Below are 14,953 nucleotides of genomic sequence, written 5' to 3'. Positions count from 1 at the left end.
CCCCATGCCTGCAGCCCGCCGCGACAGCGTCGCCTTCACGGTCGTCGTGACCGTGGCGGTGGTGCTCGGCGCGCTGCTCACCCTGATGATCCTCGCCCTGTCCGGCGCTCCGCGCATCACGCTGCTCGCGACGGCGCTCGCGGCGCTGCCGGTGGGCCCCGTGCTGGCGGCGTACCTCTGGCTGGACCGCTACGAGCCCGAGCCGCGCCTGCTGCTCGCCTCCGGGCTCGCCTGGGGCGCGTTCGTCGCGACCATGGCCGCGATCGTGGTGCAGGGCCTGGGTGGCCTGCTCGTCGGCTTCACCGACACCTTCTCCCTGGCCGTGCTCGCGCCGGTGATCGAGGAGGCGAGCAAGGGCCTCTTCCTGGTCCTGCTGCTGTGGTGGCGGCGCGCCGAGATCGACGGCATCCTCGACGGCATCGTCTACGCCGGCATGGTCGGCGTCGGTTTCGCCTTCACCGAGAACATTCTCTACCTCGCCGCGGCCTACAACGGCACCGACGGCATGGGCCCCGGCGGCATCGAGGCCGTCACGGGCACCTTCGTGGTCCGCTGCGTCTTCAGCCCCTTCGCCCACCCGCTCTTCACCGCGTTCACCGGCCTCGGCATCGGCCTCGCCGTCGCGTCCCGCAGCACCGCGGTCCGCTGGCTGGCCCCGGTCGGCGGCTACGTCCTCGCGGTGCTCGCCCACGCCACCTGGAACGGCTCGACGGTCTTCGGGTTCGGCAGCTTCGCCGTCGTGTACGTCGTCATCATGGCGCCGGCCTTCATCGGCATGATCGCGCTGGCGTGGTGGGCCCGCGAGACCGAGGCCCACGTGCTGCGGATGGCGCTCACCGACGCCGCCCGGCGCGGCCTGCTCCCGGCCACCGACATCGGCTGGGTCGTCGACCTGCGGGCGCGCCGCGACGCCCGCCGCCACGCCCGGCTCCAGGGCGGGCCCGAGGCGGAGCGCGCGATGCGCGACTACCAGCAGGCCGCGATCGAGCTCGGCTACCTGCACCACCGGCTGTTGCGGGGCACGCCGCCGGCGGATTGGCAGGTGCGTGGACAGGACTTCCTCGGCCGGATCCAGGTGGCCCGGCCGCGGTTCGCATTCCCCGGACAGGTGGTACCCCAGCGATGACCCTCGGCGCTGACCTCAGCGACAACCTCCTCGGCAGCAGGATGCTCACCGAGGTGGTCCGCCTGCACGGATCCCTCCTCAACGCGCCGCTGCCGCTCGACCTGCCCGGCGTCGACGCGCTGCGGGTGGGGCGCGAGCACATCATCGAGCAGCTCGAGGACTACATCATCCCGCGGCTGACCGAGATCGACGCGCCGCTGCTCGTGGTCGTCGGCGGCTCGACCGGGGCCGGCAAGTCCACCCTGGTCAACACCCTCGTCGGCAGCCACGTCACCGTCCCCGGCCTGCTGCGCCCCACCACCCGCTCGCCCGTCCTGGTCCACCACCCCGAGGACGGCCGCTGGTTCGGCGCCGACCGGCTGCTCCCCGAGCTGGCCCGGGTCCACCAGGCCACCAACGACCAGTTCGCGATCCAGCTCGTGCCCAGCCCCGCGGTGCCGCGGGGGCTAGCCGTCCTCGACGCCCCCGACGTCGACTCCGTCGACGAGCGCAACCGCGAGCTCGCCGGACAGCTGCTCGCGGCCGCCGACCTGTGGCTCTTCGTCACCTCGGCGGCGCGCTACTCCGACCAGGTCCCGTGGGAGCACCTGAAGAACGCCGTCGACCGCAACACGGCCGTCGCGCTCGTGCTCAGCCGCACCCCGGCCGAGGACGTGGCGACCGTGTCGGTCCACCTGGCCCGGATGATGGCCGCCCGCGGTCTCAAGGACAGCCCGCTGTTCGCCGTACCCCAGGGCGAGGTGAGCGAGGAGGGGCTGCTCCCCGCGTCGTACGCCTCCGAGATCAAGGGCTGGCTCGACGCGCTCGCCGCCGACGCCGCCGCCAAGCGCGAGGTCGTCAACCAGACCGTCGCCGGCGCCGTGCGCACCGTCACCCGCAAGGCGTTCCCGATCGCCGACGCCGTCGCCCTCCAGGTCGAGGCCGTCGGCGAGCTGCTGACCGTCGCCGACCAGGTGTACGACGACGCGCAGGCCGCGCTGCTCTCCGCGGGCGGCGACGGGACGCTGCTGCGCGGCGACCTGCTCGCGCGCTGGCAGGAGTTCGTCGGCAGCGGCGAGCTGGTCCGCACCCTCGAGGCCAAGGTCGGCTTCGTGCGGGAGCGGCTCGTCAACGCGATCAAGGGCAAGCCGCAGCAGGCCGAGCGGGTCGGCGTCGCGATCGAGATGGGCCTGGAGGCCCTGGTCGCCGACCACGCCGAGCGCGCCGCCGCCACGGCCGCCGCGGCCTGGCGGGAGCGGTCCTACGGCGAGGCGCTGCTGAGGTCCACCAACGACGATCTCACCCGCGCCGGGCGCGGCCTGCGTGCACAGGCCGAGCAGGAGATCCGGGCCTGGCACGACGAGCTCCAGGAGTTCGTCAAGCACGAGGCCGGCGACGCGCGCCACAGCGCCCGCTTCCTCGCCCTCGGCGCCCGCGGGCTCGCGGTCACGCTGGGCGTCGTCGCGCTCGCCGGGCCGGACGCCCCCGCGCCGCCGTCGAGTCGGTGCGCCTGGGCCGGGGCCTGCTCGAGAGCACGCTCGGCGAGGCCGGCGCCGCCCGGGTGGTCGACCAGGCCCGCGGCACGCTGGCCCGCCGGCTCACGACGCTGATGGGCGCCGAGCGCGCCCGGTACCTCGCGCCGGCCGCGCAGTGGGAGCTCAAGCCCGACGCGCCGGATCAGCTCCGCCAGGCGGCGCGACGAGTGGACGACCTGCGGTTCGCCGCGGCGAAGAAGGGAACGGGTGGACACCTGTGACGGACGGGCTCGACGACCAGACACAGGTCCCCGGCGACCTCGCGACCCGGGGCACGCCCATCGGCGACCGCGTGGCCGGGCTGGGCCAGGCCGTGGAGGCGGCGCGCGGGCGGGTGGCCGACGCGCTGCTCGACGACGTCGCCGCGGCGGTCGACAAGTCCACCGGCCGGCTGCGCCTCTCGGCCCGTCACACCGTGGTGGCCATCGCCGGAGCGACCGGGTCCGGCAAGTCCTCGACCTACAACGCCCTGACCGGCCTGGAGCTGTCCTCGGTCGGCATCCGCCGGCCCACGACCTCGTGGGCGACCGCCGTGGTGTGGGGGAGCGAGGGCGCCGGGGAGCTGCTGGAGTGGCTCGGCATCCCGCCGCGGCACCAGACCATGCGCGACTCGATGCTCGACACCCGCTCGGAGTCGGAGTTCGACGGCGTCGTACTGCTGGACCTGCCGGACCACGACTCCACCGAGGTCGCCCACCATCTCGAGGTCGACCGGCTGGTGGCCGTCGCCGACCTGATGGTGTGGATCCTCGACCCGCAGAAGTACGCCGACGCGGCCGTCCACGACCGCTACTTCAAGCCGATGGGCACCCACCAGGACGTCATCCTGGTCGCGCTCAACCACATCGACACCGTCCCGGTCGAGCGCCGGCAGGCGATGGTCGACGACGTGCGGCGGCTGCTCGCCGAGGACGGCCTGCCGGGCGTCCAGGTGCTGCCGATCTCGGCCAAGGAGGGCATCGGCATGGCCGAGCTCCGGGCCGAGATCCTGCGCCGGGTCAACGACAAGCGCAGCACCAGCCTGCGGGTCGAGGCCGACATCGCCGCGGCCGCGGGGCGCCTCGAGCAGGCCGGCGGCACCACCCCGCCCGCGAGCTCCCCGGCCGCCGCGTGGAGGAGGTCGAGGACCGCCTCGCCGACGCCGCCGGCATCTCCGCGGTGGTGGAGGGCATCGAGCGCACCGTGGGCGAGCGGGCGCGCCGGGCGGTCGCCTGGCCGCCGTTCGCGCTCCTGCGCCGGGGCGAGGACGACGCTCCCGGCCGCGCACCCGAGGTCGCCCCCCTCGACCGGGCGGCGGTCGACACCACGATCCGTGCGCTCGCCGACGAGGTCTCCGAGGGCGTCGGGCCCGCCTGGGCGCCCCGGGTCCGCGATGCCGCCACGACGCGCCTGGCCGCCACCGGCGACCGGTTGGAGAGGGGCCTGCACGACGTCGATCTCGGCAGCCGGCTGCCCGCCTGGGTGACCCTGGTCCGCCTGCTCCACTGGCTGCTCCTGCTCGCCGCCGTCGGCGGGCTCGTCTGGTGGGGGGTCGCGGCGGTGCAGGGCACGCGCGAGGACCTGTCGGAGGTGGCGGGCCTCCCGCTGCCGGCGGTCCTCGGTGTCGGGGGCCTCGTGCTCGGGCTGCTGCTCGCCGTGGTCGGTCGGCTGCTCGTCCGCGGACTGGCCCGCAAGCGCGCCGACCAGGCCGACGAGCGCCTGCGCGGCGTCGTCCACCAGGTGCTGGACGGCGAGATCGTGCAGCCGTTCGGCACCGAGCTGTCGTCGTACGCCGCGTTCCGGCGGGGCGTCGAGGCCGCCCGCGCCTGAGACGTCGCCGTCTGAGGTATCGCTGCCTGAGGTATCGCCGCCTCACGCGTCCCGTTCGTCCCAGCGGGCGCCCTCGCCCGTCCACAGGCGCCGCCCGGACGGGCGCTGTCCACAGCCGGGCGCCGGGCCGTGGCGTCGTGTCGGCACCGTGGCGTGGACTCGTCGTCGACCGGTCGCCCCCCGCGGCCGGCGACGACGAGAGGAAGCAAGATGTCCAATCAGACGATGGTGACCGTGCAGGGCTGGATCGGCAACGCGCCGGTCCTGCGGGAGGTCGGCGGCGTGCCGGTCCTCAACTTCCGCCTGGGCTGCACCCCGCGCCACTTCCACCGGGCCTCGGGCGCCTGGGTCGACGGCCAGACCCAGTGGTACGGCGTGAGCGCGTGGCGCCGGCTCGCCACCCACGGCGGGCCGTCGCTCCACCAGGGCGACCCGGTCGTCGTGCACGGACGGCTCGACCACCGCACCTACGTCAACAAGTCCGGCGTCGAGGTGGTCGCGCTCGAGATCGACGCGGTCACGATCGGCCACGACCTCACCCGGGGCGTGGCGACCTTCGTCAAGGCCGCCACCGCCGGCCCGGCCGGCGACCCCGACCGCGAGCGGGAGGCCACCGCTGCGTAGATTGGGCCCGTGGCTGAATACGTCCTCTCCCTGCGCAACGTTCGCAAGGCCCACGGCGACAAGGTGGTCCTCGACAACGTCACGCTGTCGTTCCTGCACGGCGCGAAGATCGGTGTCGTCGGCCCCAACGGCATGGGCAAGTCCTCGCTGCTCAAGCTGATGGCCGGGCTCGACCAGCCCAACAACGGCGACATCGTCCGCGACCCCGACGCGACGGTCGGCATGCTCCAGCAGGAGCCGCCGCTCACCGAGGGCAAGACGGTGCTGGAGAACGTCGAGGAGGCGGTCGCCGACATCAAGGCGAAGATGAAGCGCCTCGAGGACGCCTACATGGAGATGGGCGATCCCGACGCCGACCAGGATGCCCTCATGGCCGAGACCGGCGAGCTCCAGACCGAGCTCGACAACGCCAACGCCTGGGACCTGGACAGCCGCCTGGAGCAGGCCATGGACGCACTGCGCTGCCCGCCGTCCGACGCCCTGGTCGACAACCTGTCCGGTGGTGAGCGCCGCCGGGTCGCGCTGTGCAAGCTGCTGCTCCAGCAGCCCGACCTGCTGCTCCTCGACGAGCCCACCAACCACCTCGACGCGGAGTCCGTGCAGTGGCTCGAGGGCCACCTCAAGTCCTACCCGGGCGCCGTCCTGGCGGTCACCCACGACCGCTACTTCCTCGACAACGTCGCCCAGTGGATCGCCGAGGTCGACCGCGGCCAGATCCACGGCTACGAGGGCAACTACTCGACGTACCTGGAGACCAAGAAGGAGCGGCTCAAGGTCGAGGGCGCGAAGGACGCCAAGCGCGCCAAGATGCTGGAGAAGGAGCTCGAGTGGGTCCGCTCCAACGCCAAGGCGCGTCAGACCAAGTCCAAGTCGCGGCTGGCCCGCTACGAGGAGATGGCGGCCGAGGCCGATCGCGCCCGCAAGATCGACACCGCCGACATCAACATCCCGCCGGGCCCGCGCCTCGGTGACGTCGTGCTCGAGGCCAAGAGCCTCACCAAGGGCTTCGACGGCCGGATCCTGTGGAACGACATCTCCTTCACGCTGCCGCGCGCCGGCATCGTCGGCATCGTCGGCCCCAACGGCGTCGGCAAGACCACGCTGTTCCGGATGATCACCGGCAGCGAGACCCCCGACTCCGGCACGCTCACAGTCGGCCAGACGGTGAAGATCTCCTATGTCGACCAGAGCCGCGGCGGCATCGACCCCAACAAGAACGTCTGGGAGGTCGTCTCCGACGGCCTGGACTTCATCAAGGTCGCCAACTTCGAGATGAACAGCCGCGCCTACGTCGCCTCCTTCGGCTTCAAGGGCCCGGACCAGCAGAAGAAGGCCGGCGTGCTGTCCGGTGGCGAGCGCAACCGCCTCAACCTGGCGCTCACCCTCAAGCAGGGCGGCAACATGCTGCTCCTCGACGAGCCCACCAACGACCTCGACGTCGAGACGCTGTCCTCGCTCGAGGACGCGCTGCTCGACTTCCCGGGCTGCGCGGTCGTGACGTCCCACGACCGGTGGTTCCTCGACCGGGTCGCCACCCACATCCTCGCGTGGGAGGGGACCGAGGAGGACGAGGGCGCCTGGTTCTGGTTCGAGGGCAACTTCGCGTCGTACGAGGAGAACAAGATCGAGCGCCTCGGCATCGACGCCGCCCGCCCGCACCGGGTCACCCACCGCAGGCTGACGCGCGACTGACCTCGGCTTTGCTAGATTCGACCCTGATGGCGATGGGGCTCGCCGACAACCGCAGGATCCGCTGCTGACAGTCCCTACCTTCCCAACCACCCCCTGCCCAGGGGACCGACGGAGGTAGGCGAGCCATGGACCATCCCATGACCCGCGACCCACAGCCCGACCGGACGCAGGCCGGTCGCGCGCAGGCCGGTGTCGAGCCGATCGACCCCGATGTCGACCTGCAGGCGCCGGGCCAGCGCTTCGAGCTGGCGGCGCACCGCGCGACGCTGGCGGTGATCGCCCTCGGCGGGATGCTGGGTGCGATGGCCCGGCACCGCCTGGAGCTGGCCTGGCCGATGGAGGCGAGCGGGTTCCCGTGGGCGACGTTCGCGACCAATGTCGCGGGCTCGTTCCTGCTGGGCGCGCTGATGGTCGTCGTACAGGAGACCCGAGCCGCCCATCCGCTGCTCCGCCCGTTCGCCGGCGTCGGGGTCCTCGGCGGCTTCACCACGTTCTCGACCTACGCCGTGCAGGGCAGGGACCTGCTCGCCGGCGCCGCCCCGCACCCCGGGACCGCCCTGGCCTACCTCTTCGGCAGCGTCGTCGCCGCCCTCGTCGCCGTCGCGGCGGGGCTGGCTCTGGCCCGGCTGGTGGTGCGGCGATGACGGGCTGGCTCCTGGTGTGCGTCGGGGCGGCGGCCGGTGCGCCCGCGCGCTACCTGGTCGACCGGTTCGTCCAGGTCCGCCACTCCTCCCGGATCCCCTGGGGGACCCTGGCGATCAACCTGTCGGGCTCGCTGCTCCTCGGCTGCCTGTACGGCGGCGCGGCGGGCTCCGAGCTGCTCCTGCTGGTGGGGACCGGGTTCTGCGGCGCCTTCACGACCTTCAGCACCTTCGCGTTCGAGTCGGTCCGGCTGCTCGAGGAGCGCGCGAGCTGGGCAGCCCTCGCGAACCTGTCGGTCACCCTGCTGGGCGGCCTCGGCGCCGCCTTCGTCGGGTTCGCGCTCACCGCCTCGTGGTGAGCTCAGCCTGAATCCACCGATTTCCGACTGCTGCGCGCCACCACACGGGCGCGCTCGCTGCGTTGCAGACGCTCGATGGTGCAACCAGACCGCCGTCGCGTCTGCGCCTTGCGATCGCACCCGTCTGGTGACGCTCGCGACGCGACGAGTCGGTGGATTCAGGCTGTGAGAGCTGCTTGTGGCTGGCCCGGGGCTGGCTGGCAGGGTGAGACCCGGCTGGTTCTCCTTCGTGATCGTGACCCCGATTGAGGCTGACCCGACGGCTCATGGCGTTGGTGTCTTGTCTGAGACTTGTCCGATCACGGTGGTGAACCGGCCGGCCACCCGGCCCACCACGTTGGCCTGATCAGAAGCCTGTCCCACACCTCGTTTGCGCGGGGCGTGGTGACCCATCACAGTAGTGCCGCGTAGTGACTTCTCCCCGGGATGGTCCGGCCGGTTCGACCGGTCGAGGACAGTCCATCTACCTGGAGGAACACATCGCTCATGACCGGCATCCCCATCGTCGCAGACGCCTACGAGTTCGTCGTCGGGGTCGACACTCACGCCGCGACGCACCACTACGCGATCATCGACACCCGCACCGGTGGTCTCCTCGACGACGCCGAGTTCCCCACCCACAACAAGGGACTGCTGCGGGCCGCGGCCTGGATCAGCCGCCGTACCGGCGAGCCCACCGGCGGGCCCACCGGCGGGGACCTGGACCGGATACTGGTCAGTATCGAGGGAACTCGCAGCTACGGCGCCCAGATCACCGCGCTCCTGGCCCAAGCCGGCTACCGGGTCGTCGACGCGCCCTCGCCGAAGCGGGAACGCGGCACCGGCAAGAACGACCACGTCGACCACGTCGACGCCGTCGTCGCGGCCCGAGGCAGCCTCCACAAGCCCCTGGACCAGCTCGCCGACGCCCGCGCCGGGCAGACCTCGACCGTCCTGCAGATCCTGCTCACCGCCCGGGACGCGATGACCAGCGAGCGGACCCGAGCAGTCAACGCCCTCAACGCGCTGCTGCGCACTCACGGGCTCACTATCGATGCTCGGAAGAAGGTCAGCCGGCCCATCATCCGTGTCATCACTGCTTGGCGGACCCGCACGTCCGACACCCTCGCTCAGGCCACCGCACGTGCCGAAGCGATCCGGCTCGCGACCCGGGTCCTGGCCCTCGACATCGAGGTCGACACCAACGAGCAGGCCCTGCTCGACCTCGTCACCGACACCCACGCCCCGCTGCTCGACCTGCCCGGCGTCGGGCCGACCACCGCGGCGGTCGTGCTGGCCGCCTGGTCCCACCCAGGCCGGGTCCGTGACGAGGCCGCGTTCGCGAAACTCGGCGGCGTCAGCCCGCTCGAGGTCGCCTCCGGCAACCGCCACGAACACCGTCATGAACACCGCCTCAACCGCACCGGCGACCGACAGCTCAACAGCGCACTCCACACCATCGCCAACTCTCGCATGCGACACGACGAACGCACCCGCGACTACGTCGCCCGCCGCACCGAGCAAGGACTCAGCAAACGACGCATCCGCCGCTGCCTCAAGCGCTACATCGCCCGCGAGATCTACCGACACCTCGCCGCACAGGGGGTTGACAACCCATAGAAGCGTCTCAGCCCCGGATCTCGCGCTCCGGGTGCGCGCAGATGAGCTGGTCGCAGACGGCGTTCATCACGCGGCCGAGGGCCATCAGGTCCGCGTGGTCGACGAGGTCGATCAGGGAGTCGCGCACGGTCTCGACATGGCTCGGCGCGGCCGTGCGCAGCATGGCCGCGCCCGCGTCGGTGAGCCGGCAGTCGACGCCGCGGCCGTCGTCGGGGGACTCCTCGCGCTCCACGAGGCGCGCTGCCTCCATCCGCTTGACCGTGTGGGTCACCCGGCTGCGGCTGTGGGCGAGCGCCGCGGCGAGCTGCGCCATCCGGAGCGTCCCGCCGGCCTCGGAGAGCCGGACCAGGATCTCGTACTCGACCGCCGAGAGGCCGTGCTCACGGCGCAGGTCCTCGTCGATGCGGTCGAGGAGCAGCGTGGTGCCGAGCACGAACGAGCGCCACGCGGACTGCTGGTCGGGATCGAGCCACCGCGGCTCGTGGCCGGCCGCCGCGGGCGCAGCGCTCTCGTCGGTCACCGCGTCAGTCTAAGGCGATCCTCATCAGCACCCGCGGGTGCCCGCTGAGCACGGACGAGGTGTCGGCGACGTACCGGAACCCGGCGGCCTCGAAGTTCTTCCGCAGGCCGGGATAGGCCATCGTCAGGTCGACCTTCGCGCCCTTGTTGTCGAGCGGGTAGGCCTCCAGCGCGGGGGCGCCGTGCTCGCGCGCGAAGCCGACCGCTCCGCGGATGAGGGCGTGCGAGATGCCCTTCCGGCGGTGACCGGGGCGCACCCGGATGCACCACACCGACCACACCGGCAGGTCGTCGACGTGGGGGATCCTCCGGTTGGTCGCGAAGGTCGTGTCGGCCCGCGGCGCCACCGCCGCCCAGCCGACCGGCTCGTCGCCGTCGTAGGCCAGCACGCCCAGTGGCCCGTCCTCGAGCAGCCGGGCGACGTAATCCCCGCGCTCCGGGCCGTGCAGCGTGGTGTTGAGCTTGGAGGGGATCCGGTAGCTCAGGCACCAGCACACATTGGACTCCGGGCGCTTCGGCCCCACCAGCGCCCGCACGTCCTCGAAGACGGTGGCGGGCCGCACCTCGATGCTCATGTCATCGAAAGGTACGGCCCACCACCGACAGGGTCAGGAGAGGCGCTCGAGGATCATGGCCATGCCCTGGCCGCCGCCGACGCACATGGTGATCAGGCCGGTGGTCTTGTCGTGCCAGTCGAGCGAGTTGAGCATGGTGTTCTGCAGGCGGGCGCCGGTCATGCCGAAGGGGTGGCCGACGGCGATGGCGCCGCCGTTGACGTTGAGCTTCTCGATCGGGATGCCGAGGTCCTCGGCCGACGGCAGCACCTGGGCGGCGAAGGCCTCGTTGATCTCGGCCAGGTCGATGTCGTCGATGGTCATGCCGGCGTACTTGAGGGCGTTGCGGGTGGCCTCGACCGGACCCAGGCCCATGATCTCGGGGGAGAGGCCGGAGACGCCGGTGGACACGATCCGGGCGAGCGGGGTGAGGCCGAGCTCGGCGGCCTTGGTGTCGGACATGATCACGACGGCGGCGGCGCCGTCGTTGAGCGGGCAGCAGTTGCCGGCGGTGACCACGCCGTCGGGCCGGAACACCGGCTGCAGCTGGGAGATCGCGTCGTAGGTGACGCCGGCGCGCGGGCCGTCGTCCTGGGTGACGACGGTGCCGTCGGCGAGGGTGACGGGAGTGATCTCCCGCTCCCAGAAGCCGTCGGCGATGGCCTTCTCGGCGAGGTTCTGCGAGCGGACGCCGAAGCGGTCGAGGTCCTCGCGCCGGAGCCCGCGCAGCCGCGCGACGTTCTCGGCGGTCTGGCCCATGGCGATGTAGATGTCGGGCAGCAGGCCGTCCTCGCGCGGGTCGTGCCAGTCCTTGCCTCCCGCGGCGTACTCCTCGGTGCGCTTCTCCGCGTCGGCGAAGAGCGGGTTCTTGGTGTTCGGGATGTGGTCGGAGGTCCCGAACTGGAAGCGCGACACGGTCTCGACGCCGGCGGAGATGAAGACGTCGCCCTCGCCGGCCTTGATGGCGTGGAAGGCCATCCGGGAGGTCTGCACCGAGGAGGAGCAGTAGCGGGTGATGGTGGCGCCGGGGATCTCGTAGCCCATCAGGGTGGTGACGACGCGCGCCATGTTGTTGCCGGCCTCGCCGCCGGGCAGGCCGCAGCCGAGCAGCAGGTCGTCGACGTCGCCCGGGTCGAGCGCCGGGATCTTGTCGAGCGCGGCCTGGGCGATGAACGCGGTCAGGTCGTCGGGACGGAAGTCCTTGAGCGAGCCCTTGTTGGCCCGTCCGATGGGGGTGCGGGCGGCGGAAACGATCACGGCCTCGGGCATGGACACTCCTCGGTCTGGAAGGCAGGTGGAGACCAGCACAGCGTAGTGTGCGCCGCGTGCGGCACCGCTACGACTGCCCCCTCCGCTGGGGTGACATCGACCAGCTGAACCACGTCAACAACGTGAAGTACGTCGACTACCTCCAGGAGGCGCGCGGTGCCCTGCTCCACGCCTGCCGGACCGCCGCGGGCGTCGAGCACCACCACAACGACGCGTACGTCGTGCGCCGGCACGAGGTCACCTTCCGGGCGCCGCTGCGCTTCCGGTTCCAGTCCGTGGCGATCGAGTCGTGGGTCAGCGAGATCAGGACGGCGAGCTTCACGCTCGACCACGAGATCTTCGAGGAGCAGCCCGACGGGACGCGCACGGTCTACCTGCGGGCCCGCACCGTGCTCGCGCCCTTCGTCCTCGAGACCGGGATGCCCCGGCGCCTCGACGAGCAGGAGCGGAACGCGCTGGCGCCGTACGCCGAGCCCGGCGAGGAGCGCTCGCGACCGGTGCTGGTGGACGTGCCGCGCGACCGGGCCGCGCACTACCCGGTGCAGGTTCGCTTCTCCGACCTCGACATCTACCGCCACGTCAACAACGTGAAGTACTTCGAGTACTTCCAGGAGGCGCGGATCGGCAGCATCGGGCGCCTGCGGGAGGCGCTGCGGGACTTCCCGCGGATGATGAGCGTGCTGGCCCGCTCCGACGTGGAGTACGTCGGACCGATCGTGCTGCGGCCGCGGCCCTACGACTGCTGGTCGGTGATCTCGCACGTCGGCACGAAGTCCATGGTGATCGAGTCCGAGATCACCGACGGCACCGACCGGTCGCCGGAGGGCAGGGTGCTCGCCCGCTCGCGGGTGGTCCTGGTGTTCTTCGATCCCGAGACGCAGCGTGCCGTCGCCCCGGTGGCGGGCTTCCGCGAGGCCCTCGTCGAGGCGCTCGGCGACATGGTCACCAGCCCGGCGGCAGCCGGGTGAAGTCCGGCTCGCGGCCCTCGGCGAAGGCTGCGAGCGCCTCCAGGTTGGCCGGCCCGCCCATCAGCTCGGCGAAGGCGGCGTTCTCCCGGTCCCGCGCCTCCCGGATCGCCGCGCGGTGCGGCGCGGTCATGGTGTGCTTGACGGCGACGAGCGAGGAGATCGGCTTCGCGGCGAGCACCTCGGCGTGTCGGCGCGCGGTCGCCATCAGCTCCTCGGCCGGGCACACCTCCTTGACCAGCCCCATCCGCTGCGCCTCCTCCGCGCCGATCCACTCCGAGGACAGCAGCGCCCATGCGGCGTGCTGACGGCCCACCAGCGCCGGGAACAGGTACGACGACGCCGCCTCCGGTGCGACCCCGAGTGCGGTGAAGGGGCACTTGAGCCGGGCCTCGGCCGCCATGAAGCCGAGGTCCGCGAAGCCCAGGATCGTCGCGCCGATGCCGAGCCCGAGCCCGTTGACCGCGACGACGAGCGGCTTCGGGAAGTCCACGAGCGCGTCGACGAGGCCGATGAACCCGTGCTTGCCGCGCGGGACGTCGGGATCCGTCGCCAGCTGGTGCATCTCCAGCAGGTCGGTGCCGGCGCTGAACGCCCGGCCGGCGCCGGTCAGCAGCACCACGGCGATCCCCGGGTCCTCGGCCGCCGCGAGGAGCGCGTCCGCCGTGGCGTCGTACAGCTCCTCGTTGAAGGCGTTGAGCGCCTCGGGGCGGTCCAGGGTGAGGGTGCGGACCCGGCGGTCGTCGGACACCTGCAGCGTCATGGGACCACAATAGAACCTGTTCTAGGCCGGGTCGGGAGGTGTCCCGAGATGCGCGCGGAGCCGCTTGAGGCCGCGGTGCCGGGCGACCCGGACCGCGACCGCGGTCATGCCGAGCGCCGCGGCCGTCGCGCTCGCGTCGAGGTCGAGCACCTCGGTGCAGGCGATCACGTCACGCTCCCGCGGCGGGAGGGCGGCGAGCGCCTGGCGCACCCACTCGTCGGCCAGGATGCCGGTCTCCGCGGGCGCGACGGTCCGGGTGGCGTCCGCGGCGAGGACGTCGAGCCCCCGGACCCGGGTGGCGGTACGACGCGAGGCGTTCGCCGCGTGCTTGCGTGCGATGCCGAACAGCCACCCGCCGAAGTCCGACGAGCTGCCGGAGAAGTCCGCGATCCGCTCGGCGGCGACCAGCCACGCCGCGGCCGCCAGGTCGTCGGGGGCCTCGCCGCCGGGCGTGGAGCGGGCCTCCAGCCAGAGCAGCAGCCGGCCGGCGTGCGCGCGATAGAGCTCGCGCCATGCCGCGGCGTCACCGCGCTTGGCTGCAGTGACGAGCTCGTCGTCGGCCCGCACCGGACGTGTCCCCACCCCTGTTGTCCTGCCCTGCCGGGTGCTCCCGGCCGGTGTCGCCCATTGTCCCGCGAACGGCCCGCGACGCGAGCATTCCGGGATCGGGCGGCCTAGCGCGTCGGGCCTCCGCGGTGGCCGGAGTAGCCGTTGCCCCAGCGCGGGCCGTTGCCGCGGTCGCCGTCGCGGTGGTCGCGGCCGCCGTTCCGGCCGCCGTTCGAGCCGCCGTCGGCGCCGCCGTTCCGGCCGCCCTTGCCGTTGCGGTCGCCGTTCCACGGCCAGCCCTGCGACCCGCCGCCCTTCCAGCCGTGCGGCCCGCGGACGTCGTCGCCGGTGCCGCGCGGTCCGCGCTTCCCGTCGCGGGTCCCGTGCTGGGTGCCCTTGGCGGTGTCCTGGGGCTTGGCCTTCTTGCCCTTGGCCTTGGACTTCTTCGCGTCCCGGTCGTCCGCGGACCGTCCGGGCTCCGCCTCGGCGTCGCTGCCCGGGTCGGTCGCGTGCTCCGCCGTCGAGGCGGGGGGAGAGGAGCCCGGCAGCCCCGGGGACAGGGGGCTGCCGGGCGGGGTGGTCACGTCGGAGTGTGGGGTTCCGACGTCGACCGGACTCGGTGTGGCCGTGGGTCCGATCCGGGGCGGGCCGTCGGCGGGGGAGTGTGGGGTACCTCCGCCGGTGGGAACGCCCGCTGCCCAGGTGGCGGCCGCGATGACGGCGACGGAGCCGGTCGCGACGACCATCCGGAAGCCGGCCGACCGAGTCGATCGGGGGCTCGCCGCCTGCGAGGTCGCACTCAGCTCGGCGAGCATGCCGAGGAACGCCGGATCCGGCTCCAGCGTCGGTACGTCGACGCGAAGCCGCTCGGTGGGGCGCTCGTGGGTCATGGCCTGCTCTGCTGGGACGACGATGGCGGCGATCTCGGGGCGGGCTCAGTCCCCACCCGAGAGGGGGACTGCCCTCACCCGGA

Annotated in this window: 17 protein-coding genes and 1 riboswitch; of the genes, 11 read left to right on the top strand and 6 right to left on the bottom strand. The window is 72.6% G+C overall.

The features are described from left to right. The first annotated feature begins 4 nt into the window (after window positions 1-4). The 10 genes from FIV44_RS05335 to FIV44_RS05300 all read left to right on the top strand — a co-directional run bounded on the left by FIV44_RS05335 (window position 5) and on the right by FIV44_RS05300 (window position 9,364). A complete protein-coding gene (locus FIV44_RS05335) occupies window positions 5-1,126 on the top strand; it encodes a PrsW family intramembrane metalloprotease (protein WP_141003552.1) in 1,122 nt (373 codons plus the stop codon). Next, window positions 1,123-2,715, top strand: a complete 1,593-nt coding sequence (locus FIV44_RS05330) for a dynamin family protein (RefSeq protein ID WP_246086821.1) — start codon at window positions 1,123-1,125, stop codon at window positions 2,713-2,715. The genes FIV44_RS05335 and FIV44_RS05330 overlap by 4 nt, the downstream gene beginning before the upstream one ends. After that, window positions 2,667-2,861: a hypothetical protein gene (locus FIV44_RS31865; protein ID WP_246086820.1), complete on the top strand. Its 195-nt coding sequence runs from the start codon at window positions 2,667-2,669 to the stop codon at window positions 2,859-2,861. The genes FIV44_RS05330 and FIV44_RS31865 overlap by 49 nt, the downstream gene beginning before the upstream one ends. Further along, window positions 2,858-4,105, top strand: a complete 1,248-nt coding sequence (locus FIV44_RS05325; protein ID WP_246086819.1) for a GTPase — start codon at window positions 2,858-2,860, stop codon at window positions 4,103-4,105. The genes FIV44_RS31865 and FIV44_RS05325 overlap by 4 nt, the downstream gene beginning before the upstream one ends. Continuing rightward, window positions 4,051-4,449 (top strand): hypothetical protein, encoded by a 399-nt coding sequence (locus FIV44_RS31860; RefSeq protein WP_246086818.1) that lies wholly within the window; start codon window positions 4,051-4,053, stop codon window positions 4,447-4,449. Before FIV44_RS05325 ends, FIV44_RS31860 begins: the two co-directional genes overlap by 55 nt. 210 nt (window positions 4,450-4,659) lie before the next feature. Beyond that, a complete protein-coding gene (locus FIV44_RS05320) occupies window positions 4,660-5,073 on the top strand; it encodes a single-stranded DNA-binding protein (protein WP_141003551.1) in 414 nt (137 codons plus the stop codon). Between the two features lie 9 nt (window positions 5,074-5,082). Beyond that, entirely contained in the window at window positions 5,083-6,765 is a 1,683-nt protein-coding gene (gene ettA, locus FIV44_RS05315; protein WP_141003550.1) for an energy-dependent translational throttle protein EttA, read from the top strand. A 19-nt stretch (window positions 6,766-6,784) separates the two neighbouring features. Then, window positions 6,785-6,849: riboswitch (Fluoride riboswitch) on the top strand. A 53-nt stretch (window positions 6,850-6,902) separates the two neighbouring features. Further along, the gene (locus tag FIV44_RS05310; protein WP_141003549.1) at window positions 6,903-7,409 is read left to right on the top strand and encodes a fluoride efflux transporter FluC; all 507 of its coding nucleotides are present in this window, start codon (window positions 6,903-6,905) and stop codon (window positions 7,407-7,409) included. After that, window positions 7,406-7,765, top strand: a complete 360-nt coding sequence (crcB, locus tag FIV44_RS05305; RefSeq protein ID WP_141003548.1) for a fluoride efflux transporter CrcB — start codon at window positions 7,406-7,408, stop codon at window positions 7,763-7,765. The genes FIV44_RS05310 and crcB overlap by 4 nt, the downstream gene beginning before the upstream one ends. 486 nt (window positions 7,766-8,251) lie before the next feature. Then, complete coding sequence (locus tag FIV44_RS05300) at window positions 8,252-9,364, top strand: transposase (protein ID WP_219996303.1); 1,113 nt, start codon at window positions 8,252-8,254, stop codon at window positions 9,362-9,364. Window positions 9,365-9,371: 7 nt separating this feature from the next. On the opposite strand, the gene FIV44_RS05295 is transcribed toward FIV44_RS05300, so the two are convergent. From FIV44_RS05295 to FIV44_RS05285, 3 genes are read right to left on the bottom strand one after another with little or no spacing between them, the layout of a single operon-like run. Then, a complete protein-coding gene (locus FIV44_RS05295) occupies window positions 9,372-9,884 on the bottom strand; it encodes a MarR family winged helix-turn-helix transcriptional regulator (RefSeq protein ID WP_141003547.1) in 513 nt (170 codons plus the stop codon). A 4-nt stretch (window positions 9,885-9,888) separates the two neighbouring features. Continuing rightward, on the bottom strand, window positions 9,889-10,458 hold the full coding sequence (locus FIV44_RS05290) for a GNAT family N-acetyltransferase (RefSeq protein WP_141003546.1): 570 nt from the start codon (window positions 10,456-10,458) through the stop codon (window positions 9,889-9,891). A gap of 33 nt (window positions 10,459-10,491) precedes the next feature. Further along, window positions 10,492-11,706, bottom strand: a complete 1,215-nt coding sequence (locus FIV44_RS05285; RefSeq protein WP_141003545.1) for an acetyl-CoA C-acetyltransferase — start codon at window positions 11,704-11,706, stop codon at window positions 10,492-10,494. 56 nt (window positions 11,707-11,762) lie between these two features. Between FIV44_RS05285 and FIV44_RS05280 the strand changes: the two genes are divergently transcribed. Beyond that, window positions 11,763-12,674 (top strand): acyl-CoA thioesterase, encoded by a 912-nt coding sequence (locus tag FIV44_RS05280; protein WP_141003544.1) that lies wholly within the window; start codon window positions 11,763-11,765, stop codon window positions 12,672-12,674. Here the strand turns inward: FIV44_RS05280 and FIV44_RS05275 are convergent. From FIV44_RS05275 to FIV44_RS30270, 3 genes are all read right to left on the bottom strand, one after another. Continuing rightward, window positions 12,649-13,434: an enoyl-CoA hydratase/isomerase family protein gene (locus tag FIV44_RS05275; protein WP_141003543.1), complete on the bottom strand. Its 786-nt coding sequence runs from the start codon at window positions 13,432-13,434 to the stop codon at window positions 12,649-12,651. The genes FIV44_RS05280 and FIV44_RS05275 overlap by 26 nt on opposite strands. Window positions 13,435-13,455: 21 nt before the next feature. Next, window positions 13,456-14,016, bottom strand: coding sequence for an RNA polymerase sigma factor (locus FIV44_RS05270; protein ID WP_181411008.1), 561 nt, complete (start codon window positions 14,014-14,016; stop codon window positions 13,456-13,458). A gap of 92 nt (window positions 14,017-14,108) precedes the next feature. After that, on the bottom strand, window positions 14,109-14,870 hold the full coding sequence (locus tag FIV44_RS30270; RefSeq protein WP_181411007.1) for a hypothetical protein: 762 nt from the start codon (window positions 14,868-14,870) through the stop codon (window positions 14,109-14,111). Window positions 14,871-14,953: the final 83 nt, after the last annotated feature.

The organism is Nocardioides humi, assembly GCF_006494775.1.
GTDB lineage: Bacteria > Actinomycetota > Actinomycetes > Propionibacteriales > Nocardioidaceae > Nocardioides > Nocardioides humi.
This window is presented reverse-complemented; position numbering and strand designations above follow the sequence as displayed.